23 protein-coding genes are annotated in these 26,118 nt (G+C 66.3%); 8 read left to right on the forward strand and 15 right to left on the reverse strand.

Annotated elements, in window-relative coordinates; translation table 11 throughout:
* Positions 1-807, forward strand: an 807-nt coding sequence (locus tag ACSHSS_RS31285; protein WP_445546071.1) for an amidohydrolase family protein, incomplete at its 5' end; no start/stop codon positions are given.
* 37 nt (positions 808-844) lie between these two features.
* On the opposite strand, the gene ACSHSS_RS31290 is transcribed toward ACSHSS_RS31285, so the two are convergent.
* Complete coding sequence (locus ACSHSS_RS31290; RefSeq protein ID WP_445546072.1) at positions 845-4,501, reverse strand: CheR family methyltransferase; 3,657 nt, start codon at positions 4,499-4,501, stop codon at positions 845-847.
* Between the two features lie 191 nt (positions 4,502-4,692).
* Positions 4,693-5,331 (reverse strand): IS1595 family transposase, encoded by a 639-nt coding sequence (locus tag ACSHSS_RS31295; RefSeq protein WP_445544534.1) that lies wholly within the window; start codon positions 5,329-5,331, stop codon positions 4,693-4,695.
* Between the two features lie 573 nt (positions 5,332-5,904).
* On the opposite strand from ACSHSS_RS31295, the gene ACSHSS_RS31300 reads away from it, so the two are divergent.
* Positions 5,905-7,485, forward strand: coding sequence for a hybrid sensor histidine kinase/response regulator (locus ACSHSS_RS31300; protein WP_445546073.1), 1,581 nt, complete (start codon positions 5,905-5,907; stop codon positions 7,483-7,485).
* Between the two features lie 181 nt (positions 7,486-7,666).
* On the opposite strand, the gene ACSHSS_RS31305 is transcribed toward ACSHSS_RS31300, so the two are convergent.
* Positions 7,667-9,145 carry a sensor domain-containing diguanylate cyclase gene (locus ACSHSS_RS31305; RefSeq protein ID WP_445546074.1) on the reverse strand — a complete coding sequence of 493 codons (1,479 nt, stop codon included), beginning with the start codon at positions 9,143-9,145 and terminating at the stop codon, positions 7,667-7,669.
* Positions 9,146-9,440: 295 nt separating this feature from the next.
* Here ACSHSS_RS31305 and ACSHSS_RS31310 point away from each other — a divergent pair, with 295 nt between their 5' ends.
* A complete protein-coding gene (locus ACSHSS_RS31310; protein ID WP_043281134.1) occupies positions 9,441-9,692 on the forward strand; it encodes a hypothetical protein in 252 nt (83 codons plus the stop codon).
* Between the two features lie 40 nt (positions 9,693-9,732).
* On the opposite strand, the gene ACSHSS_RS31315 is transcribed toward ACSHSS_RS31310, so the two are convergent.
* The 8 genes from ACSHSS_RS31315 to ACSHSS_RS31350 all read right to left on the reverse strand — a co-directional run bounded on the left by ACSHSS_RS31315 (position 9,733) and on the right by ACSHSS_RS31350 (position 19,041).
* Complete coding sequence (locus ACSHSS_RS31315) at positions 9,733-10,695, reverse strand: Csu type fimbrial protein (RefSeq protein ID WP_445546075.1); 963 nt, start codon at positions 10,693-10,695, stop codon at positions 9,733-9,735.
* Entirely contained in the window at positions 10,692-12,977 is a 2,286-nt protein-coding gene (locus tag ACSHSS_RS31320) for a fimbria/pilus outer membrane usher protein (RefSeq protein ID WP_445546076.1), read from the reverse strand. Before ACSHSS_RS31320 ends, ACSHSS_RS31315 begins: the two co-directional genes overlap by 4 nt.
* 106 nt (positions 12,978-13,083) lie before the next feature.
* The gene (locus ACSHSS_RS31325; protein ID WP_445546077.1) at positions 13,084-13,806 is read right to left on the reverse strand and encodes a fimbrial biogenesis chaperone; all 723 of its coding nucleotides are present in this window, start codon (positions 13,804-13,806) and stop codon (positions 13,084-13,086) included.
* Positions 13,807-13,821: 15 nt separating this feature from the next.
* Positions 13,822-14,343: a Csu type fimbrial protein gene (locus tag ACSHSS_RS31330; RefSeq protein ID WP_006414550.1), complete on the reverse strand. Its 522-nt coding sequence runs from the start codon at positions 14,341-14,343 to the stop codon at positions 13,822-13,824.
* Between the two features lie 604 nt (positions 14,344-14,947).
* Entirely contained in the window at positions 14,948-15,196 is a 249-nt protein-coding gene (locus tag ACSHSS_RS31335) for a hypothetical protein (protein WP_006414597.1), read from the reverse strand.
* Positions 15,197-15,435: 239 nt separating this feature from the next.
* The gene (locus tag ACSHSS_RS31340; RefSeq protein WP_445546078.1) at positions 15,436-16,866 is read right to left on the reverse strand and encodes a cryptochrome/photolyase family protein; all 1,431 of its coding nucleotides are present in this window, start codon (positions 16,864-16,866) and stop codon (positions 15,436-15,438) included.
* A gap of 258 nt (positions 16,867-17,124) precedes the next feature.
* Positions 17,125-18,294, reverse strand: coding sequence for a zinc-dependent alcohol dehydrogenase (locus ACSHSS_RS31345; protein ID WP_445546079.1), 1,170 nt, complete (start codon positions 18,292-18,294; stop codon positions 17,125-17,127).
* An 87-nt stretch (positions 18,295-18,381) separates the two neighbouring features.
* Positions 18,382-19,041 (reverse strand): O-methyltransferase, encoded by a 660-nt coding sequence (locus tag ACSHSS_RS31350; RefSeq protein ID WP_105772731.1) that lies wholly within the window; start codon positions 19,039-19,041, stop codon positions 18,382-18,384.
* An 11-nt stretch (positions 19,042-19,052) separates the two neighbouring features.
* Here ACSHSS_RS31350 and ACSHSS_RS31355 point away from each other — a divergent pair, with 11 nt between their 5' ends.
* The 5 genes from ACSHSS_RS31355 to ACSHSS_RS31375 all read left to right on the forward strand — a co-directional run bounded on the left by ACSHSS_RS31355 (position 19,053) and on the right by ACSHSS_RS31375 (position 21,258).
* Positions 19,053-19,337, forward strand: coding sequence for a hypothetical protein (locus ACSHSS_RS31355; RefSeq protein WP_445546080.1), 285 nt, complete (start codon positions 19,053-19,055; stop codon positions 19,335-19,337).
* A 1-nt stretch (position 19,338) separates the two neighbouring features.
* Positions 19,339-20,070: a TetR family transcriptional regulator gene (locus ACSHSS_RS31360; protein ID WP_006414612.1), complete on the forward strand. Its 732-nt coding sequence runs from the start codon at positions 19,339-19,341 to the stop codon at positions 20,068-20,070.
* 162 nt (positions 20,071-20,232) lie between these two features.
* Complete coding sequence (locus ACSHSS_RS31365) at positions 20,233-20,472, forward strand: hypothetical protein (RefSeq protein WP_006399493.1); 240 nt, start codon at positions 20,233-20,235, stop codon at positions 20,470-20,472.
* Positions 20,473-20,671: 199 nt separating this feature from the next.
* A complete protein-coding gene (locus ACSHSS_RS31370) occupies positions 20,672-20,857 on the forward strand; it encodes a hypothetical protein (protein ID WP_230623182.1) in 186 nt (61 codons plus the stop codon).
* A gap of 188 nt (positions 20,858-21,045) precedes the next feature.
* Positions 21,046-21,258: a hypothetical protein gene (locus tag ACSHSS_RS31375; RefSeq protein ID WP_043281124.1), complete on the forward strand. Its 213-nt coding sequence runs from the start codon at positions 21,046-21,048 to the stop codon at positions 21,256-21,258.
* A gap of 13 nt (positions 21,259-21,271) precedes the next feature.
* Here the strand turns inward: ACSHSS_RS31375 and ACSHSS_RS31380 are convergent, their stop codons facing one another.
* From ACSHSS_RS31380 to ACSHSS_RS31395, 4 genes are all read right to left on the reverse strand, one after another.
* Positions 21,272-21,571, reverse strand: a complete 300-nt coding sequence (locus ACSHSS_RS31380; protein ID WP_006414533.1) for a hypothetical protein — start codon at positions 21,569-21,571, stop codon at positions 21,272-21,274.
* Positions 21,572-21,912: 341 nt separating this feature from the next.
* Entirely contained in the window at positions 21,913-23,397 is a 1,485-nt protein-coding gene (locus ACSHSS_RS31385; protein WP_445546081.1) for an efflux transporter outer membrane subunit, read from the reverse strand.
* A gap of 7 nt (positions 23,398-23,404) precedes the next feature.
* Entirely contained in the window at positions 23,405-24,994 is a 1,590-nt protein-coding gene (locus ACSHSS_RS31390) for an MDR family MFS transporter (protein ID WP_445546082.1), read from the reverse strand.
* Positions 24,987-26,105, reverse strand: a complete 1,119-nt coding sequence (locus tag ACSHSS_RS31395; protein ID WP_048803881.1) for an HlyD family secretion protein — start codon at positions 26,103-26,105, stop codon at positions 24,987-24,989. Before ACSHSS_RS31395 ends, ACSHSS_RS31390 begins: the two co-directional genes overlap by 8 nt.
* Positions 26,106-26,118: the final 13 nt, after the last annotated feature.

Here is a 26,118-nt window from a genome sequence, read left to right on the forward strand (position 1 = left end):
AAACAGGAAGGGGCGATCGACTGCCATATGCACATCTACGACGATCGGTTTCCTATCGCGCCGGGCACGACGCTGCGACCGCCGAATGCGACCGTCGCGCAATACCGGAGCCTGCAGGCGCGTCTCGGTGTGAAGCGCAACGTGGTCGTGACGCCATCGACGTACGGGACCGACAATCGTTGCACATTGGCGGCGATCGCGCAGTTCGGCGACGACGCGCGCGGTGTCGCTGTCGTCGACAGTACCGTGAGCGACGACGAACTTCGGGCGCTCGATCGCGGCGGTATCCGCGCGATCCGGTTCAACCTGAGCTATCCGGGCGCGACGACGCTCGACATGCTGGCGCCGCTCGCCGCCCGTATCGCCGACCTGGGATGGCATATCGAGCTGGTGGTGCAGGGGGCGCGGCTGCCGGGACTGGAGCGGCATCTTGCGGCGCTGCCGTGTCCGCTCGTCATCGACCATATCGCGCATGTGCCGCAGCCGGGCGGGCTGTCGTCTGCCGCGTTTCGTACCGTGCAGCGGCTCGTTGAAAAAGGCAATACGTGGGTCACGTTGTCGGGGCCTTACGTCGACAGCAAGACGGGGGCGCCGGCTTATGAGGACGTCGCACCGGTCGCGAAGACACTCATCGACATGGCGCCGGAGCGCATGCTCTGGGGCACCGACTGGCCGCACCCGACGCAGAAGACGGACAAGCCGGATGACGCGAGCATGCTGGACGTGATCGCCGGCTGGATCGGACACCCGGACTGGCAGCGGCTGATATTCGCGACCAATCCGACCAAACTTTACCGGTTCGGCTAGCGGAATACGACCGCATAGGTGCGCGCCGCCGCTCGAGCTATCTGCCCCGCCCCAGAGACAGCTTCTCCAGCAGCACCTTCACATCCACCGGCTTCGGCAAATGGTCGTCGAAGCCGGCGGCAATCGCGGCGTCCCGATCGTGTATCGACGCGAGGCCCGTCAGGGCCAGCGCGTAGATGCGCCGTCGGCCGCCTTCGCGACTGCGCACGTCGCGCAGCAGCGCATGGCCGTCGGCGCCGGGCATGGCGAGATCGCTGACGAGAATATCGAAAGAGCCGGCAGCGAGACAGGCGAGCGCTTCTTTCGCACCGGAAGCGATCTGCACTTGCGCGCCGAGCCCGCGCAGCAAGTGCGCCAACGGCTCCTGGGCCGGCACGTCGTCGTCGACGAGCAGCACCGACAGGCCGTCGAGCCGTGCCGATTCCGCCGGCGCGGTGGCGACGGTTCCCTGTTCCGTCGCGGCCGTCTGCAGCAACGGTATGCGAACCGTCAGCCTGGTGCCGCGACCTTCACCCTCGCTGCTGGCGGTCACCGTGCCGCCGTGCGCCGTCACCAGATGCTTGACGATCGACAGGCCCAGGCCGAGGCCGCCATACTGGCGCGTGCGACTGGTGTCGGACTGCATGAAACGGTCGAACAGCCGCGGCAGCAATTCCGGCTTGACGCCGATGCCGTTGTCGGCGACCGAGAGCTCGATCAGCGCACCGAGACGCGTCAATGCGACTTCGACACGGCCGCCCTGCGGCGTGAACTTCAACGCATTGCCGATCAGATTCGAGGCGACCTGCTGCAGACGGCGCGCGTCGCCGCTGACGACCGCCTGGCTTTGCAATCCCGACGTCGCGAGCATGATCTCCTTCTTGGCCGCCACCGGGCGATGGCTCTCCACCACGGTGCGTACGGCCGCAGCAAAGTCGACCGGCTTCGAATCGAGCGAGAACCGTCCCGACGAGATGCGCGAGACGTCCAGCAAATCGTCGATCAGTTCGGCCTGCAGCTGACAATGCCGCAGAATGGTCGTGACCGCGCGCTGACTCATTTGCTCGTCGGTCGGCATGCCGCGCTCGCTTGCCGTCATGAGCACGGCCGCCCAGCTCGAGATCACGTTCAGCGGCGCGCGCAGTTCGTGCGATACGAGCGCGAGGAAGTTGTCCTTCGCGGTATTGGCGCGTTCCGCATCGAGTTGCGCGGACTGTGCGGTACCGAGGGCGCTTTTGAGCTGATGGATGTCCTGGAAGGCGAGTACGGCGCCGTCGATGCGGTCGTCGGCCGTGCGATAGGCACGCACGTTGACGAGCCACCATCGGCCTTCGCTGTCCTGATACTCGTGCTCGACATCCGCCAGTCCCTGCACGGCCGACTGCACGACGCGTTCGAGGTCGACCGCCGAGAACAGGCTGTTCAGCTGCGCGAGCGGTTGTCCGACGCTGTCGTCCGGCAACCCGAACAGCGCTTGCGCCTGCGGCGAAAAGTGCCGCAGGCGCAGCTGCCGATCCAGCACGACGACCGGTAGCGGGATGCCTTCGACCAGATTGCTCAGATCGTCGTTGACGCGGTCGAGTTGCTCGTTGCGCGATTTCAGCTCGTCGTTCAGCGACGCAAGCTCCTGGTTGGCCGATTCCAGTTCCTGCTTGGCCAGCAGCAGTTCCTCGTTCGCGCTTTGCAGCTCCTCGTTGGTGCTGAGCATCTCCTCGTTGGCCGTGCGCAGCTCCTCGTTGGCCGATTCGAATTCGGCGACGACGGACTTGAGCTGCGCTTGCGTGGCCTCGAGTTCGTCGGACAGCGTCGTGACCGTGCGTTCGAGTGCCTGAACGCGGCTGTGCGGCGAGCCCGTATTCGGGTTCTGCGGCGCGGGCGCGTCGTCGGGCAATCGTTCGAGCGTGACCAGATAGTGCGGCACCAGGTCCTCGGCGGCGAGCGGCAGGACTTCCAGCGCGAAATGCGTGTCGCCGAGCGCGACGCGCTCGCGCCGCACCGGTTGGCCTGTCCGCTTGGCCTCGATCAGCGCGGTGCGCACCGTGACATTGAGCTCGGGCTGCAGCAGGCGCGGCAGAGCCAGCGACGCCTCGCCGCTCGCCGGCGCAACGAAGCCCGACACGTCGCCGCGAAAGTGCACGACGTCGCCTTTGTCGTCGACGACGAAACCCGGCGGCGCATAGCGCTCGAGCGCGGTGCGATTGGCCGCCTCGAGAACGGGATCGGCCTGCTGCGCGCGGCGTGCCGGCGGCGCGGTGCCCTGGCTCGCCCATGGACGCAGTGCGTCGATCGGGAACGCGCCTTGCTGCCGCTTGGCCGCCGGCACCTTGCGGTACAGGTGCGGCGCGCCGGCGTGCTCGAATCCGTCGGCGCCCGATACGGCCTCGGCGCGGCCGAGCAGCAGAAATCCGTCGGGCCGGCATGCGTAGTGCAACACCTCGAGCACGTGCTGTTGTGCCTCCTTGCGCAGGTAGATCAGCAGGTTGCGGCAGCTGATCAGGTCCATGCCCGAGAAGGGCGCGTGGGTCAGCACGTTGTGCCGCGCGAACACGCACATTTCGCGAATCGCCTTGCGCACCACATAGCCGCCCGACGTGGCGGCGAACGTTCTTTCGCGAAACGCCTCCGGCACGTCGTCGACCGACGCCAGGCTGTAGCGGCCGGCCCGCGCAATTTCGATCGATGCCTCGTTGATGTCGGTGCCGAAGATCTGCACGCGGCGATGCAGCGCGTCGCGATCGAGTGCCTCCTTCAGCAGCGTCGCGATGGTGTAGACCTCCTCGCCTGTCGAGCAGGCGGGCACCCAGACGCGGATCGGGTCGTGCTTCAGTTCCAGCAGCGCCGGAATGACGGACTGGCGCAGCACGTTGACGAACTCGGCGTCGCGAAAGAAGGCCGTCACGCCGATCAGGATGTCGTCGCGCAGCGCCTCGGCTTCGCGCGCATCGCTGCGCAGCAGCTGCAGGTACGCATCCACGTCCCGATCCTTTTGCAGCAGCACGCGGCGCAGGAATCGGCGGCGTAGATTGACATCCTTGACGTAGGCGAGGTTGATGCCGGTTTTCTGCTGAACAATCGAGATGGCCGTGCCGAGCGCGTCGTCGTCGGCCGTCTGCGCATCGGCTGCTTCGGCGCTGCGGGCAGGATCGCCGAAGCGCCGCACCAGGCACGGGGCGATGTCCGCGAGCGGCAGCACTTCGTCGACCAGACCCGTGTCGATCGCCGCGGTCGGCATACCCTGATGAATGGCCGTCTGCGGCTGCTGTGCGATGACGAAGCCGCCGGAAGCCTTCAGGTCCACCAGCCCGCCTGCACCGTCCTGCCCTGTGCCCGACAGGATCACTGCCGCGCCGTTGACGTCCGGATCCTGCGCGAGCGACGCCAGGCACCCGTCGATCGGCAAGTTGAGGCCGGCCTGTCTGCGCGTCAACCGGAAATGGCCGTCCAGTGCAATCACGCCCGCGTTTTCAGGCAGCACATAGATGCGGTCGTGTTCGATCTTGCGCAGATGGACGAGCTTTTCGACCGGCATGCGCGCATCCGCCTGCAGGATGTCGGGCAGCCGGCTTTCCTCCTTCGGATCCAGGTGCGTGATGACGAGCACGGCGAAGCCGGGATCGCTCGGCAGCGCGGCGACGATCGCGCGCAACGGGTCGAGGCTGCCAGCCGATCCTCCCAGCACGACGAGCTTCAACTGCTCCGACAAAATCGACCCCACGGCCAGCTCCTGCTTGTTGTATTAGCGTGGGTCGCAGTGTATCGCCGCCCTGTACGCACATCAACGGCCGTCCGGCTGCAGTTGCATGCCGCCGCGGTATACGGGCACGGTGCGCAGATGGTAGAAGCCGCGCGTCTTCGACCTGGAAGAGGCCGCCGCTCTGCAGTTCGCTTCTTTGTTTTAGGTAATTCCTACCCAGACCGGACCAAAATGGATTTGATTTCAAGGGTGGGAGTTGCCTTCAGAAGCTTGCACAGCAAGGGTCTGAGGTCGTCGTCCCGATGGTTGAAACGGTAGCAAACTTCAGCCAGGTAAAGATGAAAGAATTTTTGGGGCACGCCGCGGTACGGATAGAGCCAATTCTTGGCGTAGCTCCAGAAGCCTTCGATACCGTTGATGTGATCGCGCCCGACCGGTTTGCCTTTCTCTTTGCGCACGATCACATGGTCGCCGCGTAGCCTAAGGGTGGCGTACGCCTGCCATGCATCGGTGTAGTACAGCGAGCCTTCTCGCGTATGTGCCTGGATCTGCTCCATGATCGCTACCTGGTCATGCGTTGCGATCGGGGCGGCTTTGACTTCGCCATTGCGTTTGACGATGCCGAAGACGACGACTTTACCCGCTGCACCCCAACCACGTTTGCCGTGGCGAGCCCCGCCAAACGTGGTTTCGTCGCATTCCAGCGCCCCGCCAAACGGCTCGCGCAGTTGCTCTTGCTGAGCCATGCATGCACGAATCAAACGATAGAAGCGCTCGCGTGATTTGGCGCTGATCGAGGTATCAAACCGCTGCCGATAAACCGGCACGCCCAGCACGAACAACTCCAGCAAGCGCGTCTTCTGCCGACTGCTCAGGCGCACCGAATCCCAGACCGACGTCCAACTGAATTTCTTGCCACAGCTACGGCACTTGTACCGTCCATCGGACAATTCATAGGGCCTGCTCGTCGCGCATTCAGGACAGCGTTTCATCGTCGGACCAGCATAACTCCGGTCCGGTCTGGGTAGGAATTACCTTGTTTTAATGGACGGGTGTCGTGCGATCGTCGTGGATGGGCCGACGTGTCCACGACATAGGGCCGCTTTGCACCAGCCCGTATAAGCATCGAAGAAGAAGCACGCACGAGCGAACCGGCAATCCATACGACGCCCGAGCGTGCGGCCGTGCGAGGCGTTATCGCATGTGCCGGGGGCTGGCACATGGACGACTTACGCGGCACACTACCGATTCGCTGCAGGCCCTGGGCCTGCAGTTGCATTTCTGTAAGCGAAGAAGCGGACCGTGACGCCCTGACAGTTTCGAATCGGCGAGCGTACGGCCGACGCTCGCGCCCGGGACGACGGCCAAGTCCCACCATCGGGCAAATCGATCGAGCACGCATGCGGACCTGAGAGCGAGAACAGATGACGACCTACCTATTGCCGCATCCGGTGGAATCCGCCGAGCAAGCGCGCGACAGACTCGAGCGCGCCGTCGACGCCGCCGAACTCGGCACCTTCCATTGCCCGTTGCCGCTCGACCGGCTGTTCTGGAATGCGCGCTGCAAGGCGCACTTCTGGCTGGACCCCGATACGCCGGACGACGAAATCAATATCGACACCTTCTACCGGATCCTGCACGCGGACGATCGCGCAAGCGTGCGCGCCGCCGTCGACGCCGCCGTGACACACGGCGGCTTGTTCGACGTCGAGTATCGAACGGTCTCCGCGCGTGGCGACGTCCGCTGGCTCAGGGCCAAGGGAAGTGCACATGTCGGCACCGATGGGCGTCCGGTCCGGCTCGACGGTATTACGATCGACATTTCGGCGCAAAAGCGGCTGGAGCGCGAGCGCGACGCGCTGATCGAGAGCGAACGTATCCAGCGATTCGCCGCACAAAGCGCAAGCGAGTCGAAGGACGCCTTCATTGCCGCGGTGTCCCATGAGCTCAGAGCGCCGTCGACGGCCATTCTCGGCTGGGCCGACATGCTCGGCGACGCAGCCGACGACGCGGCGGTCGTGCGAGAGGGTGTCGCCGTCATCCGCCGAAATATCCTCGCGCTGACGCGGTTGGTCGACGACCTGCTGGACGCGAGCCGCCTGGGGCAGGGCAAGTTCGCGATCGAGTCGGCGCCCGTGTCGATCGCCGAATGCCTGAACGCCGCCTTACAGGACGTCGCGCCTATTGCCGAAACGAAAGGCGTGCGGATTGTCGAGCCGGGTGCGGACGACGGCCTCGTGTCGGGCGACGCAGCGAGGCTCGAGCAGGTCTTTCGCAATCTGCTCGACAACGCGCTGAAGCATACGCCGAGCGGAGGAGAAATCGTGCCGTCGCTCGTCGTCGGTCCGGATACGGTCCAGGTCCGTATCGCTGATACGGGCGCCGGCATACCAGCCGATCGTCTCGAACAGATATTCGAACCGTTCCTGCAGATACGCAATCCATTGCATGCGCAAGCAGGCGGCCTTGGGCTCGGTCTTTCCATCGCCCGCAGCATCGTGGTCATGCACCGAGGCGAGATCACGGCGTGCAGCGACGGGCTGGGCAGAGGCGCAACGTTTACCGTGACGTTGCCGCGACTTGCGCAAGCGCGACCTCGGGAACGAATCTTGCGCGACGCTGCGCCGAGCGACACGTCGATCGAGGGCAGTGACGTACTGCTGGTCGAGGACGATGCCGATGCGCGCGATGCGCTCGCAACGATCTTGCGCCTGAAGCGCGCCGTGGTCCGCACGGCAAGCTCGGCCGAGGAGGCGCGCCTCGCGCTCCGCGGCGGCGTGCCCGACCTGATCCTGTGCGATCTCACGATGCCTGAAGAGAGCGGAATCGACTTCGCAAGAACGCTGCGCCGGGACGGTGTCGATATTCCGATGATCGCGCTCACGGGCCACGCGCGGGAAGAGGACATGCGGATGGCGACCGAGGCCGGCTTCGACGCCTATCTGACCAAGCCGATCGATACGGCGCATCTCGTCGCGGCGATAGAGAAGCTCGTGCACCGCTGAACGCGCGGGATGCGCGACGCGTGCGCCGCCGTATCGGCGGCCGCTCGCGAGCGGGAAGGCCGGTGACGATGACGGGTTTCGTCGAGGACGGCGCAGCGGCCGTCGCACGATCGTCGGCCACCGACGACCGCAACGGCCGGACACGCGCGGGCCGCTGCAGCACTTGTCGGCGGCCGCTCGCTCAGGCAGTCGGTTCGAATTGCGTGACCTTGTTGCGTCCCGTCGCTTTTGCGTAATAAAGCGCTTCGTCGGCAGCCTTGATGATCGCGTCGGGTTCGACGTCCTGATCGGGTTTCCAGCTCGCCAGGCCGATGCTCGCGGTGACGCGTCCGAACTCGCTGCCGACATGTTCGAGGCCCAGTTCGTTGATGGCGATGCGAATCCGTTCGGCAATCTGCGCGGCGCCGTTCTCCGCCGTATCGGGCAGCAGGACGACGAACTCTTCGCCGCCGTAGCGGGCGGCGACGTCCGCGGGCCGGCGAATGTTCTCGCCGATGCAGCGCGCGACTGCAGCGAGCGCATCGTCGCCGGCTTGGTGGCCGTAGGTGTCGTTGTAGGCCTTGAAGCGGTCGACGTCGACGAAAAGCAGCGAAAAGACCGATCGTACCCGGCGTGCGCGGCGCCATTCGCGATCGAGCACCTCGCCGAAGCTGCGGCGGTTGTTGAGACCCGTGAGCCCGTCGGTACGCGCGAGCAGGATCAGCTCCGATTCGGCTCGCATCCTGCGCCGCAGCTGCGCGCCGAGCAATACGGAAAGCGCGATGAACGCAGCGCCGAACGTCGCGACCAGCGCGCCGATCGTGAGCGCGCGACGATGCCATGCCGCGTAAATGTCCTGTTCGGCCTCGGCGACCATCACGATCAGCGGCAGGTTCGGCAATGTCTTGAAGTAATACAGGCGGCGCACGCCGTCGATGGACGACCGCTCGAGAAACGATCCTTCGGGTGCGCTTCGGAAGCGGCGGAACGTGGCGGCCTGGCTGATGTCCCGTCCGATCGTATTCAGTTCGTAAGGCTGGCGCATGACCATGATGCCGTCGGTGCCGATCAGGGAAATCGATCCGTGCGGACCCAGCGCGAGCCCGGCAAACAACTTGTGGAAATACTCGAGGTTGATCGCGATCAATGCGACGCCGGCGAAGGAGCCGTCCGGGTTCGACACACGACGGCTCAGCACGATGCTTGGCGTGCCCCCGCGCAGCCGCGATGCGAATGGATCGCTGACGTAAAGCCCCACGTCGGCGCGGTCGCGGTGGATGGTGAAATACTTGCGATCCGAGAAGTTGCCGTGGCGCGGCACGTCGTTCTGCGAGTCGAGAACGATATTGCCCTGCGCATCGAGGACCAGCATCGAACCGAGATATTGGGCCGTCATCGCGTGGTCGAACAGCACGCCGCGGCGAAGCGCAGGCGAAGCCGCCATCACGTCGGGGCGCCGAAGCCCCTGGAGGACGGCCTCGAGCGACAGATTGTAGAGCTCGACGTTGCGCGTGATGTCGCGTTCGGCGACGAGCGCGAGATTGCGGGAAGTCTCGCGTGCCCTGTCCAGCGCATCCTGGCGGCTCTGGAACAGCTGGAGTATGCAAAGCCCCATCAGCGCGAAGGCGATCAGCACGCCGACGGCGACGACATAGTGAGGCGCTGATGAGCGCGGTTGCATCCGTTTCCTCGTTCTAGAGCGGCGCACGAGCGCCTATATTATTCAATTCGCTTTTCCACATACTAAAAAAGGGGCGGGTGCTGCGCAAGCCCGGGCGACCCGAACACGTGAAGACTGCCTGCCCGGGATGGCGGCAGCATGGCGGCGCGATTCGGCGGCGCCGACCGCCTGCGCCGGCGCGCGACGGTGCTCAAGTTTTCGGCGGACGCGCCGATATTCAGCACATACGCAGGACGGATCGAAGGAGGGCCGAAGCATGAACGCAGCCGGCCGATTTACACGCGGAACGGTCGCGATGGGGATACTCGCCGCATGCGCACTCGCGCGCGGGGCGGAGCCGTCGATTTCGCTCAAGGTGAATCTCACTATTCCGGAAACCTGTACGATCGGACCGGGCGATCGTACCGGCGCCGAAGCCGAAACGCCGAGCGTGACCTGCACGCACGGCACGCCGTTCATGCTGACCCGCATGTCGACGGAGATTCCTGCCGTGCCGCGCCGCCGCACGGGCGCCGGCGAGGCGGGCACGTGGACCGTCACGTTCTGAATGCGGCCCGCGATGCAGTCCGCAACGCGGCCCGACGTCGCTAGAAGCTGATCGTCGCCGTAATCGTGTCGCTATAGTTGCCGGGCGCCGGCGTCGTCTGGGCCGGCACCGCACCATACACCGTCACGACCTGCGCGTTTCCGGTGCCGACGCCCGTGACGGTCGAGGTGCCGGCCGAACCGTCGCCCCATGCGATCGAGTGCGCGGCATCCGTGTAAAGCCCATAGGCGATACTTCCGCCGCCGCCGCTGCGTTGCATTTGCCTGGCCGCCACGTTGCCGCTGCCGCCGCCGTTCAGGGCAATCTTCCACGCGTCGCCGTTCGTGCATTGCGCGCTGATCGAACCCGTCGCGCTCAGCGGGTTCGACAGTACGCTGGCCGTGCCGAAGGCGACGTTCGTCGCCGTGATGTTGCAGTTGTTGACGACGTTCGCCGTCGCCGTGAACGGAAACGTGCCGCTCGGCGACGTCAGAGACGCACACGTGGGCGCGCCGACGAGATAGAAGCCGACATTCAGCGACGTCGTGTTGCCGCCGAAGGTCTGAGAGTAGGCCGTCGTGCTGTTGCCGACGGTCGGCACGGCCGGCTGGTTGGCGGCGATTTGCCCGTAGACCGTGACGGTCGCGCTGGTCGACGTGCCGAGCGCGGGTTTGACGAGCGTGACGGAAACCGGCGTCGTGCCCGAGTAAATCGAGCCCCATGCGACGGAATGGGCGGCATCGAGATAAAGGTCGTACTGCATCGCGTTGCTGCCGTTGACGAGGCTGCGCGGGCTCGTCCCGCCAAGGTTCAGGCATACCAGTACGTTCGGTGTCAGCGTGACGGCCGACCACGTGCACGTGACGCTGACGGTGCCCGTTGCGGCCACGGCGGCCCGAGCGATCGGACTAACCGAGCCGAAGCTCACCGCCGAGGCCGTGGCCGTGCAGCTTTCGGCCTGCGCGTGACGCGGGACGCCGCACCATGCGACGAGCGCGACGAGGAGCAGCAGCGCAAGCTTCATTGCGTCGGGCGACAGGCAAGCGGGCCCACGGTCGGCAGTGTGCCGTCGGCGGGCTGCGTGAACGTGAATTCCACCGTGCATCGCCGGTTTCCGTAGTCGATCACGAGATGGTTGTCCTCCTTGAGTCCGTCGATGAACGTGAGGCCGTCGTAGCCGACGATCGTATTCGTCCCGCTTTCGACGTGGCGCACGCGCGCGCCGGCCGGCAACGGGCGGCCGGCGTCGTCGCGGAGCATGACCGACGCCGCCCGGTATCGCGATACGCCGAAACGGGCGACGACGCCCGATTGCGCTTGCGGTACCACCGTCGTCGACGTGCGGTCGATGCGCGCGTCGGCCGGCAGTTTCATCGCGTCGATCGCGATCCGGTTGTTCTGATACGCGTTCAGATCGGGCACGAGCAGATGGCCCGTGCGGTCCGTCGTGCCGATCACGCGATTCTCGTGCAGCACCGGGATGCCGGCGACGCCGTCGGTCGACACGAGCGCGAAGCCGTCGTCGATGCGGCGCGACAGTTGCAGACTGCCGTCCATGAACACGAGCGCACCGTTGACGTCGACCGACGCGCCGCTTTGGCGATCGATGCTTTGCGCCCCTGCGATGACCTCGCCGGCGTGTCCGAGGTAGCGCAACTGCGCCTGTCGATAGGGCACGGCGCCCGTGCCGCCCGTCTGTACGCCCCAGCCCCAGCCGCCACCGTAGTCGGGCGGACGGTTCGCATCGACGGTGTAGTTGGACTGACCGTTCTGACGGCCGACCGTCGTATTGATCGACGTGTTGCCGCCGAGCCCGATGTTCAGCGACACGAACGCGCCGTTCGTGCCGTGCTGCGCGAAATCGCGGTACGCGCTGACGGTCACCGATGCGAGATTGCCGAGCCCGAGCGTATAGGAGACCGTACCGATCCGCGCACTCGGACCTTGTGGCAAACGGAAGCCGATATAGCTCAGCGACAGCGTCTGCCGATGCATGAACGGCAGTGCGAGCGTGGCCTGGTCGGTCGCCGACGGCACCGGCGTGCCGTCGCGGGATGCCAGATCGCCATAGCGGCCGAACGCGCGCACGGTCTGTGCATTGATCGAAAAGCGCGGTTCGATCAGCTGATAGCCGAGGCTCAGCTGCGTGCCCGGGAAGCGGCCCGCGCTGCCCGCGATCGCGCCGCTGACGACGCCGGCGTGGCCGAGCTGCGCCAGCGCGCCGATGCCGACGTTCAATACGCCGGCCGTCGCTTCGGCATGTCCTTCGACGGTGACGCGGTCGCTCAGGCCGCGACGTGCCGAACCGCTGATCGCGGGGCGTGCGTCGTAGTCGAACGATTGCAGCCCGTAGTTGCGGCGCAGGAAGCCGGCCTCGAACGAATAGCTCGACAGGCCGGCCGCGAGCATGCGCGTATCGACGTAGAGCGGCACCGATGTCGCGACCGTGCGCCCGAGCGCGTCGCGCGTGATGACGGTCGCCTGACCGGCACCCATGATGCCCGGCACGTCGTGGATGATGAACGGGCCGCTCGGCACGTTGCCCGTGTACTGGCGCACGTTGTTGATGTACAGGTCGACTGCCGACGGCACGGCGGCGGAGCCCGACAGCGACGGAATCGGAAAGGTCACGAGATCGGGCCGCAGCGCGAAGTTGCTGCGCCATTGCAAGCCGCCGAGGCGGACCGATCGCGTCCACGCGAGCGATCCGGAAATCGCGTCGCCGATCTGCGTGGTGCTCGGCCGCGCCGGGTCGGACCGGCTCCACGACGTGTCGAAGCGCGTGTAGCGTCGATGGCCGTTGTAGAAGTAGGCCGTCCCCGTGTTGCTGAATACGCCGTTCGGGTCGAAGTAGCGCAGCTCCGTGTAGAACGAGAGTTGCCGTTCGCCGACGCTCTGCGCGTACGCTTCGTAGTTGATCGCGATACCGCGCGACGCCGTAGCCGGTTGCGTGGCAGGCAGCGCACGGCTGTCTACCGCGTACGGGCGGCGCAGCGCGTCGGGCATCTGCAGATCGACGGTCTGTCGCGCCGCGTCGTAGCGGTAGCGCAGCCCCGCGATCGCATCGAGCTCGACGGTCGCGGCATCGGCGATGCCGAGCCGGTCGGTCGCAAACCCGATGGTGCGCAGGTCCGCACCGCTCGCCGACAAGTGGCCGTCGCGTTCGCGGAAATGCGCGAGCAGCGCAGTGCTCTCGCCGTTGACCGAGACTTCGAGGATCACGTCGTGCGCGTCGTCCGCCATGACGAGCGCGGACGTGTCGGCCGCACCGGCACTGCCGAACGTGAGCAGGCCGCTGGCCATCATCGCGGCGAGGGCGGCGCGCGGCGAACGCAGTCGTGCTGCGCGTGCCGGACGCGACAACGGTTCGGCACGCGGCGAAGGCGACGCGACGGGGACACGCACCGGCCGATCAGCCCGGCGGCTCCACCGCGACGACCGCGTTGACCGGCTGCGCGTTGACGGCGGCGCGTACCGTGACGCTGCCGCCGAGCGAGACGCCGGCCGGTAGCGGGACGCTCCATTGCCCCGTCCGGCCGGCGAGCGCGTAGCCGAGCAGCCCTTGCGTCAACGGATAGGCGCGGCCGTCCGCGGTGACCAACCGGACCGACGCGAGCTGCGCGCGACGGTCGCCCGCGTTGCGCACACGCAGCACCCAGCCGCCGTTGTCGCGCAGCAGCGTCCAGTCGAGTCGAGGCGCGCCGTCGCCGGCCGGTTCGACGAACACGGGAATGGAATAGCGCAGACGAATCGAGACGCCGTTGGTCGGCGCTTCGCCGGGCTGCGGAAGTTCGTCGATCAGCAGCCGGTAACTCTGCTCGGTACCGGGCGCTGCCCGAGCCGCGCGGACGACGCGAATCAGCTGATCGCCCTGCGTGCCGACCTGGATCAGCGGCGGACTCGCGATCAAGTCCTGCGTGGGTGTCAGCGTGTCGTGCCCGTCCGGCTGGTCCCAGCGGAAGACGCGTACCTGGCCGTACACGGGCCGGTCGCCCGGATTGCGCAGCGTGATGCCGGTTGCCGTGTCGTCCGGGCCGAACTCGATCGTCACCGGAGAAATCTGCAGCGATGCGGCATGCGTTGCGCCGCTCGCGCATAGCAGCAGCGCGGCGAGCGTTCGTCGTAATGCGGTCATGCGATGCGAAGCCCGTCAGAAGTAGACGGTGGCCGTGACGGTGGTCTGGTAGGTATCCGGCTTCGGCGTCGCTTGCGCGGGCACCTGGCCGTAGACGGTAAGCGACTGGGCGGCGCCGGTGCCCGTACCGGCAACGGTGTTGGTGCCTTGCGTATTGCCCCAGATCGTCGTGCGCCCCGCATCCTGATACAGCTGGAACGCGACGGTGGTCGTCGTGTTGCCGGTCGAAGTGCCGGCCATCAAGCGACTCGCGACGCTCGAGCCCGTCACCGTCCCTGCATCGAGCCCCACGTTGTAAGGCGTCGTGTTCGTACAGGTGACATTGAGTGTCGTCTGCTGGTTGATCGCCGTGGCCAGCACGCCGTTCGTGCCGAAATTGAGCGGGTTCGCCGCGATCGTGCAGTTCGGCTGCAGCGTCAGCGTGACGGTGAAGGTCGCGGTGGCGGTGCCGTTCGAATACGTCGCCGCATGCGCCGTACCGCCCAGCATGGCGGCCGACAGTATCGAGAGTCCTGCGATATGGCGAATTATTTTCATTCATTGCTCCGACGCGAAACGGCAATACCGAAAGGAAGTCGCCGGGCAATTATCAGTTGAATACGATGCGTTGCGCAATACCGCAGTGCGTTTCTGCGCCGATCGATTATCGTTTCGGTATATTGTGCAATGTCGGTTTTATTTTCTTGAAGATATTGAGTAAAAATTTCCGGCACGGCTCCGTGCGGGCAAATGCAATGCGCAGGGCGGCCCGGTGCGCCACGCGCCCTGGCCGATTATCCTGACGCGGTTATAAGCAAAATCGAGCGTTTTGAAACTTCCATAGCAATCCGCAATCGCCTGTAAATCGATAGTCGGGAATCGCCAGGGGGCGTCGTAGATGTCGGAGGCCCGATTCAATATCGAAGAAGCCTTTCCCACGTCGCGCGGTAAATGTCATCTTTTGATAGATTCGCGCGCGCCCGATTAAGGCCGGAAGTAATCGGGGCGATTTGGCGCCTCCCGCAGGCGCTTCGATTTAATCCCGTTCGAATGCGTCGGGCCTGGGCCTCGCGCCGAGCACGCGCCCGGCGGCGTTACGGTTTGCCGGGCCGTCGTCGATCCGTTTCGCGCGGCGACGAAAACGGCATCGACGAGGGGGCGTTCAGGAAGACGAGGCGGAGCCGAGCAGCGCCTGAAGGCGTTGTGCGTCGGTCGCGTAACTTTGTTCGAACCCTTCGGCACCGAGCTCGGTCATGAGGCAGCGCCACAGGTCGAATGCCCCGATGGCCGCGCCGAGATGCAGATCGGCCGCGTGACTGCCGCGCGGACGCGTGGCCGCCGCCATCAGATGATGCTGTATCTCGCGTTCGGCGCAGGCTGTGACCTGAACATAGCTCAGACGGTTTTCCATGATGATACGAGTCGGATAGTGACCGGACGAGACTTCAGCAACTCGATGACTGACGCCGATATTATCCGCCGGTGGTCGTATCGCGATGCTAAAAGTCGTGACGCACGGCGAGCGCAAGCCGAGACACAGCGAGCCGGGCCGGAGGCTGCCAAAGTCTACCAGCGGCCGCGCGGGCCGGCGGCGATTTCGCGCTCGGGGTTTGCCCGTGCAGTGGCCACGCAATGGCCGCGAGGGCGTCCTCATGCGCCGCCATGTGACCTCGGAAGCTGCGCGTAAGCCGCCAGCGCAGCTTCTCGCGACGCCGCAAGGTCGACCATGGGCGTGGGGTAGCCGCAGGCCGCGAGCGCGGCCGGATGCTTCCATGGCCGATGCAGCACGTCGGCCGGCAGCCGCGACAGTTCCGGGAGCCAGCGTTTGAGATATGCGGCGTCGGGATCGAACTTGGCGGCTTGCAGATACGGATTGAACACGCGGAAGTAGGGCGCGGCATCGGCCCCGCAACCGGCGACCCATTGCCAGCCCAGCGTGTTGTTCGCCAGGTCCGCATCGACGAGCGTGTCCCAGAACCATCGCGCGCCGTGCCGCCAATGCTGACGCAGGTTCTTGGTCAGAAAGCTCGCGACCACCATTCTCACGCGGTTGTGCATCCAGCCGGTCTGCCAAAGCTGCCGCATGCCGGCATCGACGAGCGGAATGCCGGTACGCCCCTGCTGCCAACGCGCCAACTGCTCGCCGTCGTCCGGCGCCCACGCGAAGGCGTCGAAGCGCGCATCGAAGTTGGCGTCGGTCGTGTGCGGGAAGTGGTAGAGCAGATGATGCGCGAACTCGCGCCAGCCGAGCTCCCGCAGAAACGGCTCGAGGTCGGGCCGGACGCCGCCGCTTGTCCGCGCGACGCGTTCCTGCAGCGTTCGTAGAATCTGCGTCGGCGTGATCTCGCCGTAATGCAGGTGCGCAGAAAGCCGCGAGGTGCCCAGGCGAGCCGGCGCGTCGCGCGCGTCGCCGTATTCGGCCAGCGCTTCGTCGACGAACTGTTCCAGGCGTTCCCACGCGCCTCCTTCTCCGGGGCGCCACGCGTCGGCGAGTCCCGCGTCCCATCGAATGCGCGGCAACAGGCCGAGCGCCTCGACGGCAGTCGAATCGTCCGTCGTCATCCATCGGCGAGGCCGTGCGGCCGGGAGCGGATGGCAGTCGGACAAGCCCGTGCGCAGCTTGCGCCAGAAAGGCGTGAAGACGCGATAGGGCTGCCTGGCGTCGGTCGCGAGCGTCCAGGGTTCCTGCCAGAGCGCGCCGGGGTAGCTATGCGCGGCGACGCCTTGCGCACGCAACGTGCTTTTCAGCGCCGCATCGCGCGCGATGGCTGCCGGTTCGTAGCGGCGCGTCCAGTACACGGCCTGTGCGCCGACCGCGCGTGCAAGCGCCGGCACGGCGATCGTCGGGTCGCTCTGCATCACGAGCAATCGCCCGCCTTGCTCCCGCAGTGCCCGATCGAGCGACGTCAGGCTGTGGTGCAGCCACCAGCGGCTCGCCGCACCCGGCGACCAGATCGCGTCTTCATCCGGCGTGTGTACGTAGACGGGCAGCACGGCATCGTGCCGCGCACATGCCGCCGACAGCGCGGGATGGTCGGAAAGCCGCAGGTCGCGGCGAAACAGCACGATGGCGACAGACATTCGGATCAGCCCCGCATCATGCCTGCCATCGAGGCGTTGTCGCGCGGCGGCGGTTCGCTGACGATGACGTCTTTCCCGTTCGGTGCAGCCGCTGATCGGACCATGATTCAGACATTGTTGTATCGGTTGAGGCCGCAGTTTACCCGGCGCGGCGCGACACGGCGCAAGCATGCGTCCGCGCCGGCCGGCCGTCTCGATCCCATCGAAGCGGCCCCGCGGTGTCGGCGTCGAGCGCGCGGCGAACGCCGTTCCCTGCACCTACGGCTTCATGACCACCTTGATGCAGCCGTCGAGCTTGTCGCGAAACACCTTGTACATGTCCGGCCCTTTCTCGAGCGGGACGGTATGCGTGATGACGAACGACGGATCGAACTGACCGGATCGTATGCGCGCGAGCAGATCGTGGGTCCAGCGGTTGACGTGCGTCTGTCCCATGCGGAACGTCAGTCCCTTGTTCATCGCGGCGCCGAACGGAATCTTGTCGAGCACGCCCGCATAAACGCCCGGTATCGACAGAATGCCCGCCGGGCGGCACACGTAGATCATCTCGCGCAGCACGTGCGGCCGGTCGGTTTCGAGCATCATTGCCTGCTTGACGCGGTCGTAGATGGCGTCTGCGGACCGCGTCGCATGCGACTCCATTCCGACCGCGTCGATGCATTTTTCGGGGCCCTTGCCGTGTGTCAGCTCGCCGAGCCGGTCGAGCACGCTTTCCTGCTCGAAATGAATCGGAATCGCGCCGCTTCGCTTTGCCATCTCGAGCCGTTCGGCAACGCGATCGATTACCACCACTTGCCTGGCGCCCAACAGCAGCGCGCTGCGGATCGCCATCTGGCCGACCGGACCGGCGCCCCACACGGCGACCGTGTCGGTCGGCTCGATCTCGCAATTGACCGCCGCCTGCCAGCCGGTCGGCAGAATGTCGCCGAGGAACAGGACTTGTTCGTCGGTCAGGCCGTCCGGTATCCGGATGTGCGTGCGATCGGCAAACGGCACGCGCACGTATTCGGCCTGGCCGCCGGGATAGCCGCCGGTCAAATGCGAATACCCGAACAGGCCGGCCGTCGTGTGGCCGAACACGCGATCGGCATCGTTTCGGTTGCGATTCGTGCGTTCGCAAACCGAGAAATTGCCGCGGCGACACTGATCGCATTCGCCGCAGAAAATCGTGAACGGCACGACCACGCGATCGCCGATCTTCAGCGATGCGTTGCCCTTGCCGACCTCGACGACTTCGCCCATGAACTCATGGCCGAGAATGTCGCCGTGCTTCATCGACGGCATCAGGCCATCGAACAGGTGAAGATCGGATCCGCAGATCGCGCATGCGGACACCTTGACGATCGCATCGCGGCCGCTTTCGATGATCGGGTCGGGAACGGTATCGCAGCGCACGTCGTGCTTGCCATGCCAGCGGAGTGCTCTCATGTTGTCTCCAGTGACGGCGGCGCGAAAGCGCGCCGCCTCGGATGCGCACTCAGCAACGATCGTTCCCTGCGCGATGCCCGATGGATTTCACGCCACGCGCATCGATAGTTCGACGTCCGCCCCGAACGGCACGGACAGATAGCCGTTGCGCGGATCGCGCACGCGGGCGAGATATTCCGGGCAGTAGTCGGCGTTGTCCGCGACGATCAGCGCAGCGGGGCGCAGCCGACTTTCGACGAGATCGAGCACGTCGTTGTAGAGCGCTTTCGCGCCGTCGAGCAGCAGCAGGTCGATCGAATCGGGCAGATCGCCGGCCAAGGTCTGCAGCGCGTCGCCCTCGCGAATCTCGACGAGGTCGTCGACGCCGCCCGCCGCCAGATGCGCGCGCGCCTTCGCGACCTTCGAGGGTTCGAATTCGCTGCCGATCAGCGTGCCGCCGCCGTTGTCGCGCAACGCGGCGGCCAGGTACAGCGTCGAAAGCCCGAACGACGTGCCGAATTCGACGATATGGCGCGCGTTCATGCTCCGTGCGAGCTGATAGAGCAGTACGCCGGTCTCGCGCGAGACCGGCAGCCACAAGTCTTTGAGCCGGCCATAGAGGTTGCGATATTCGGTCTTGCTGCGCATCAGGCGCTCGCGCTCGTCGCGCGGCATGTTCATTACGGCGTGGCCGCCATCGGCCTGGGCCTGCGCGAACAGGCTGTCCAGCAGCGGAGCGAGCGGTGCGGTGGTGAGAGTCGTCGTCATGAAGGTCCTGCATGAAGGGTTGGGTCGGAGAACAAGAACGCGAAGGATCATTCGCGTTCAGCAAAGAATATGACGAACGATTCGCATTGGAAATTCGCATCGGGATTCGCATTTCCGGCATGGCGGGCCGCGTGCAGCGATGGCGGAAATTCTTCGGAAATACGCTGTTTTTGCAGCTTCGGCGTGCGGCGTCCAACGTGCAACGGAATCGAAGGTTCAGGTTTTTCGTCAGGAAAGGCGGCAACGCCGATGCATGGCTTGACGGACGATTGAGCCGCAAACCGATATCGCGCTAGTATGCGAACAATCATTCGCATTCGCGGACGCGTCACGGCATCCGACGTTCGACGCCGCGGCGATGCACTCACGCACACGACGACCATGACGACACGCCGACGCACGCAAATCGCCTTTCGCAAGCAGCCGCAGCAAGCGCGCTCGACAGAGCTGGTCGCCGCGATCCTGCAGGCGGCGACGCAGGTGCTCGCGAAGGAGGGCGCGGCGCGTTTCACCACCGCGCGCGTGGCGGAGAAAGCGGGCGTCAGCGTGGGTTCGGTCTATCAGTACTTTCCGAACAAGGCGTCGATCCTGTTTCGGCTGCAGGCCGACGAATGGATGCAGACGACCCGGATGCTGGGCGACATTTTGCAGGACACGCGTACGCCGCCGCTGGACCGGCTGCGCACGCTCGTGCATGCGTTCCTGCGCTCGGAATGCGACGAGGCCGAAGTTCGCAGTGCGCTCGCCGACGCGGCGCCGCTCTATCGGGACAGCCCCGAAGCGCGCAGCGCGCGGGCCGAGGGCAACCGGATGATCGATGCGTTCATGGCCGAAGTGCTGCCGTCCGTTCCGGACGCGACGCGCAAGCTGGCGACCGACCTGATTTCGACGACGCTCGGTTCGGTGGGCAGCAGTTTTTCACGCGTGCGCCGCACGCGCGCGGAGATCCATGCCTATGCGGACGAACTCGCCGACATGCTGTGCGCTTACCTGCGCGCGCTTCGACGCACACGCAAGGCGCAGGCGTGAGCGTCGCATGCGGCGCGCGTGCGAATCTTCTCGATACCGTTGAAAGCCCCTATTGCGATCTATTGTTTCCAATCAATAATGAATGACCGGGAAGAGGGGCATACTGATTCCCGAACCTATCATTGTCATTCGAGAACGCGGCAACGGAAACGGAGATCCGATATGTCCACCCTGTGCATGCAGGCACTCGTCCGCGGTAAAACTGTCCAGGTCATCGTGCTGCCCGACGAATCGACGGCAAAGATTTACATCGTCGACGAAGATCATCGTTCGCATCGTCCGCGCACGATGAGTATCCGGCAGTACGTGGAATCGGGAATGTCCGACGAGGACATCGCTCAACACGTCGTCGACGTCGTGTCGACGTCGATCGAGCAGCTCGAGCGGCTGCGATCTCGCTGAGCGATCGAACGCGAGCGGCATCGCGCCGCAAATCGGGACATCCCCCGAGCCTTCTCGCGCAACGCCCGTGCTACGCTCCGCCGGAGGAGGGCGCGGGATGCCACGTATTCTTGCCATCGGGATATACAGAGTCTTCATTACCGCGATCGCGGTTCGGCACGAAACCGGAGAAGTCGCGGGCTATGTCGGACGCATGCGCGTGACGACGCGTTCGGAGGGCGGCAGTGCGATCGACGTCGCCTATCTGGATTCGATCCGGCATGCGAACGGGGCGTCCTTCGATTCGGAGCTGTCCGCGTGCGACTACGTCGAGCAACTGGCGCTCGCGCGCTACGACGCGTGCAGTCCCGCGCCGTCGGCGTGCGCCCGCCAACCTGAAGTCTGACGAATCGCGCAACGCGATCCACACCTGCGTGCCACGCGCGGCGGCGCGTGACAGCGCATCCATTCACAATCCGTTATTGGGAAAAGCACTTAACCGCGGCCGATTGGTTAGCGGATATAGTCGATCCCGATCTCGGTGGTGCGCCGCTCGCAACCGCGCCGCCGCTAACGTTTGCCGATGGATGTCGTATGAAAAATATAAACGGGAAGACCACGGGTGCCGCATGGGGTGTGGCCGCAGGATTGCTGCTCGCAGTGAGCGGATTAAGTCTCGATCTCTTCCGCGGTGTGCCGCACGGCGCGGCCGTCGGCAACGACTTCGTCGCGTACGGTGTGGCGATGCTCGGCATCTTCCTCACCGTCTATTCCACACGCGAATTGCGGCGAAAGCGCCAGTATTGACCGACGCGGCCGTTCAGCCGCGTGCCGCCCGGTCTGCCGCACACGCGCCGATCAGCAAGTCGTCGACGAGGATCTCGCCCGCGGTCCGGCCCGCGCGCACTGCCGCGAGGCTGTCGGTGAACAGCCGCCCGCCGTCGTCCGCGAGGCGGATCGGCGCGAGCACGCGCGACGGCGTGTCGACGGCGCGGACCTGGACGACCGCGACGAAACCGAAGCGCGCGTCGTCCATCGTGTCGGCGTCCGGCGTGTCGTCGAGCCTGAACTCGCAGTCGACGTCGATCGTGTAGCCGCGGTACGTGTAGGCACGGGTCATCTGTGCTCCTCGTTCGAGTGGAGGGAAGCGCCGGCGATGCGTACGCGCATCATATCGGTATGCGCGCGGATGCGGATCAGGGAAGCTACCGATGCGAATGGCGCGTCGTCCTGTGCGGCAAAAAGGCGTCGCGGTGTCGCGAAGCGCTTCGGGGGCCCGTGTATCGGGCGGTTCGGGAGCGGCGCGCGCTGTCGCGAACGCGCGTCGGGCTCGCGCCGGGGCGAACGGCGCCGTGCCGAAGCCGAATCCCGCCGTGCTGAATCCCGCCGTGCCGAATCCGTGTCGCCGTCCTGTCTCCGCGCCTGCCGCGACCGGCCGGCGACACCTATGCGACCGACGCGTTACGCGTCGGCCGCCTGCCAGCCGAGCCCGAGACTTTTCTGCACCGACACGTAGTCCTTGATCAGCTCCGCCTGCGCCGCGATCACGTTCTGCCGGGCCGCGAGCGATTCGCGCTGCGTATCGAGCAGATCGATCATCGATGCGACGCCCGCACGATAGCGCTCGCTCATCAGCGTCGCCGAATGCGTGGCCGATGCCTGCACCTTGGTCAGCGCGACGACATGCTCGCGCTGGTGCCCGTAGCGCTGCAGCGCGGTATTCGCGTCCTGCAGCGCGCGGAGCACGGCCTTCCGGTAGTTCGCATCGGCTTCGTCGCGCGACGCTTCGGCCGCCCGCACGGCGCCGCGCGTGCGGCCGAAATCGAGAATGTTCCACTGCAGATACGGCGCGCCGATCCACGACGCATTCTGCTTGCGGAACAGATGGGCGGGATCGGTCGCGCTGAAGCCGATATCGCCGAGCAGCGTCACCTTCGGAAAATAGTCGGCGATATGCTCGCCGATCTGCGCATTGCTCGACGCAAGCCGCCGCTCGGCCGCGCGAATGTCCGGGCGGCGCTTGAGCAGCGCGGCCGGATCGCCGACCGGCACCGAGGCGGGCAGCGTCGGCAACGACGCCTCGTCGGTCGACAGTTCGCCATCGAGCGCGCCCGGCTCGCGGCCGGTCAGGATCGCGAGCCGGTCGAGCGATTCGGTGACCTGCGCATCGAGCGGAATCAGCGACGCGCGCGTGTTCTCGACCTGCGTGGTCAGCCGCTCGATGTCTGCGTCGGCCGCGACGCCGCGCGCACGGCGTTGCTGCGTGAGCGCGAGCATCTGCTGCTGCAGTTCGGCCGTGCGGCGCGACAGCGCGAGACGCTGCTGGCGGTCGCGCAGATCGACGTACGCGGTCGCGACTTCGGCCGCGATCGACACCTGCGTGTCGGCCAGATCCGCGTCGACCGCGTCGGCCTGCGCGGACGCCGCCTCGACTGCGCGCCGCGTGCCGCCGAACAGATCGATTTCCCAGGTCGCGTCGAAGCCGGCCGAATAGAGCTGCAGCGGGCCCGTGCCGAGCGTCGCCGGCGCGCTGCCCGACTGGCCCGACCCGTTCGACGGCAACAGCGCGCCGAGTGTACTGACGTCGGGCTCGCGCATGCGGATCGCCGCGACCGTGGCGGACGCCTTCGGCAGTTCGGCCGCGCGCTGCTGCGCGAGCTGCGCGCGCGCGGCACGCAATCGCGCCTGTGCGGCATGCAGATCCGGATTGTGCGCGAGCGCGGCGGCGATCAGTGCGTCGAGCTGGCGATCGTGCAGCGCATGCCACCATGCGCTCGGCGCGGGTGCGCCCGCGTCGATGCCGGTGGCCGGCGCGCGGACGAAGGTCGGCGTGTCGGGCGCGGCGGGTGCACCGCGGTAGTCGGGGCCGACCGTGCAGCCGGCGAGCAGGCACGCGGCCGTGCAGAGCGCGAGCGCGGGGCGGCGGGGCGGGAAGAGAGGCTTCATCGCGGGTTCAGTGGCCGGACGACATCGGCTGCGGCGTGCGCGGCGTCTTCAGCAGCAGCGCGAGCGGCACGCAGGCGAGCAGCGCGAGTCCCAGCAGGTAGAAGGTTTCGGAATAGGTCATCACGACGGCCTGTATCTGGATCTGCTGCGCGAGCTGACCGAGCGCGCGCATTTTCGAATAGGCGAGGTCGCCGGTCTGCGCAAACCAGTTCGCGGCGTACGCCGACAATCGCTCCTGCCCGATCGACGCGTTGGCAGTGACCGCCTCGCGCAACGCGGCCGTATGGAACGTCGTGCGCCGGTCGATCACGGTGCCGATGATCGCGAGCCCGATCGAGCCGCCGAGATTGCGCGCCATGTTGTAGAGGCCCGCCGCGTCGCCCGAGTCCTCGCGCGCGACGGCCGCCATCGACGCCTGGTTCAGCGGCATCATCGCGAGCATCTGCGCGACGCCGCGAATCAGCTGCGACCAGACGAAATCGTGGCCGACGCTCTGCGCGGTCAGATCGATGTCGAGCATGCAGCTCAGGCAGAACAGCAGCAGGCCGGAGATGACGAGGATGCGGAAGTCGACCTTGCCGAGCAGCCGCGGCAGGATCGGCATCACGAGAAAGGCGGGCAGCCCGGAGAGCAGCATGATCGAGCCGGCCTGTTCCGCGTTGTAGCCCGCGACGATCGCGAGGAACTGCGGCAGCAGATACGACACGCCGTACAGCCCCGCGCCGACCGCCGACACGATCACGATCACGCTCGCGTAGCGCGGATTGCGCATCAGCGACAGCCGCATGATCGGCCGCTTCGCGAAACGTTGCGACAGCGCGATCAGGATCATCCCCGCGAGCGACACGTAGCTCAGCGTGACGATCATCTGCGATTCGAACCAGCGTTCGCGCTGGCCTTCCTCGAGCACGACCGTCAGCGAGCTCAACCCGATCGCGAGGCCCGCGATGCCGAGCCAGTCGGCGTTGAAGAACGTGCTCCACTGCGGCCGGTCCGACGGCAGCCCGAACACGAGCAGCGCCATCAGCAGCAGGCATACCGGCAGATTCAGAAAGAAGCACCAGCTCCAGCTCACGTTCTCCGCGAGCCAGCCGCCGAGCACGGGGCCGAACAGCGGGCCGAGCAGCACGATCAGGCCGAACAGCGTCATCCCGACCGGCAGTTGCGACAGCGGCAGCCGCGTGCGGATGATCGTCTGCGCGGTCGGGATCAGCGCGCCGCCGGTGAAGCCCTGGCCGATGCGGCCGACGACCATCATCGCGAGCGAATGCGACCAGCCGCACATCATCGAGAACGCGATGAACAGCGCGGAATTCACGAGCAGGAAGTTGCGCAGCCCGAATACGCGCGTGAGCCACGCGGCGAGCGGGATCATCACGATCTCGGACATCAGGTAGCCGGTCGAGATCCACGTGCCTTCGGTGCCCGTCGCGCCGATTTCGCCCTGGATCTGCGGCAGCGCGGAGTTCGTGATCGAGATGTCGAGCGTCGCCATCAACGCACCGAGCGCGCCGGCCGCGACGGCGATCCAGTCGGTCACGCTCGCGCGGCCTTCATGCGGCGGCGCGGGCGGCACGGTGGCAGTCGGCTCAGCCATGACGGTTCTCGTTGCGCGCCGAGCGCGTGTCGACGTCGACCGTCACCGACAGCCCCGGCAGCAGCATGTGCCGCGCGCGCTCGTTCGGTGCGATGCGGATGCGCACCGGCACACGCTGCACGATCTTCGTGAAGTTGCCGGTCGCATTCTCCGGCGGCAGCAGCGCGAACTGCGCGCCGGTGCCCGGTGCGAAGCTGTCGACGACGCCCGACAGCGTATCGTCCGGCAGCGCATCGACATGCAGTTCGACCGGCTGGCCGACACGCATGCGGCCGATCTGCGTTTCCTTGAAGTTCGCGACGAGATAGATCGCATCGACCGGCACGACCGTCAGCAGCCGCGTGCCGGGCTGCACGTACTGGCCGACGCGCACCGTGCGGTCGCCGACACGCCCGTCGAGCGTCGCGCGCACGATCGTGTTGTCGAGGTCGAGCCGCGACTGCGCGGCGCTCGCCTGCGCGGCCTCGAGCTGCGCGCGCGCCTGCTGCAGCTGCGCGCCGAACGACGCGATCTGCGTGCGCGCGGCGGCGATCGCGGCATCGTTCGCGGCGAGCGTCGCGAGCGCCTGGTCGCGCGCGCTCTTCAGCTCGGCGACGCGCTCGTGCGTCTCCGCACCGGTCGCCGCGAGCGGCGCGTACCGCGCGTATTCGTCGCTCGCATGCCGTGCGTTGATCTGCGAGACCTTCGCCTGCGCCTGCGCCTGTTCGAGATTCGCGCGCTGCTGGCTGATCTCGGCCTCCGCGCGCGCGATGTCCGCGCGGCGTGCGTCGACGGTCGCGTTCGCCTGATCGAGCGCGACCTGGTACGGGCGGACGTCGAGCCGCACGAGCGGATCGCCGGCCTTCACCGGCTGGTTGTCGCGCACGTACACGTCGGTCACGTAGCCGGCGACTTTCGGTGCGGCCGTCATGCTGTCCGCCTGCAGATAGGCGTCGTTCGTGCTTTCGATGAAGCGGCCGACGGTCCACCAGCGGCCGAACCAGACGGCGCCGCCGATTGCCGCGAGCACGGCAATCGCGAGCAGGATGCGCCGCTTCGAGACGCCGTTGCGCGGCGTTGTTCCGTTTTCCTGACGATCTGCTTTCTGTGGCGGGTCTTGCGGCGTCGACATGTAGGATCCAATT

Source organism: Burkholderia sp. BC1 (assembly GCF_052683555.1).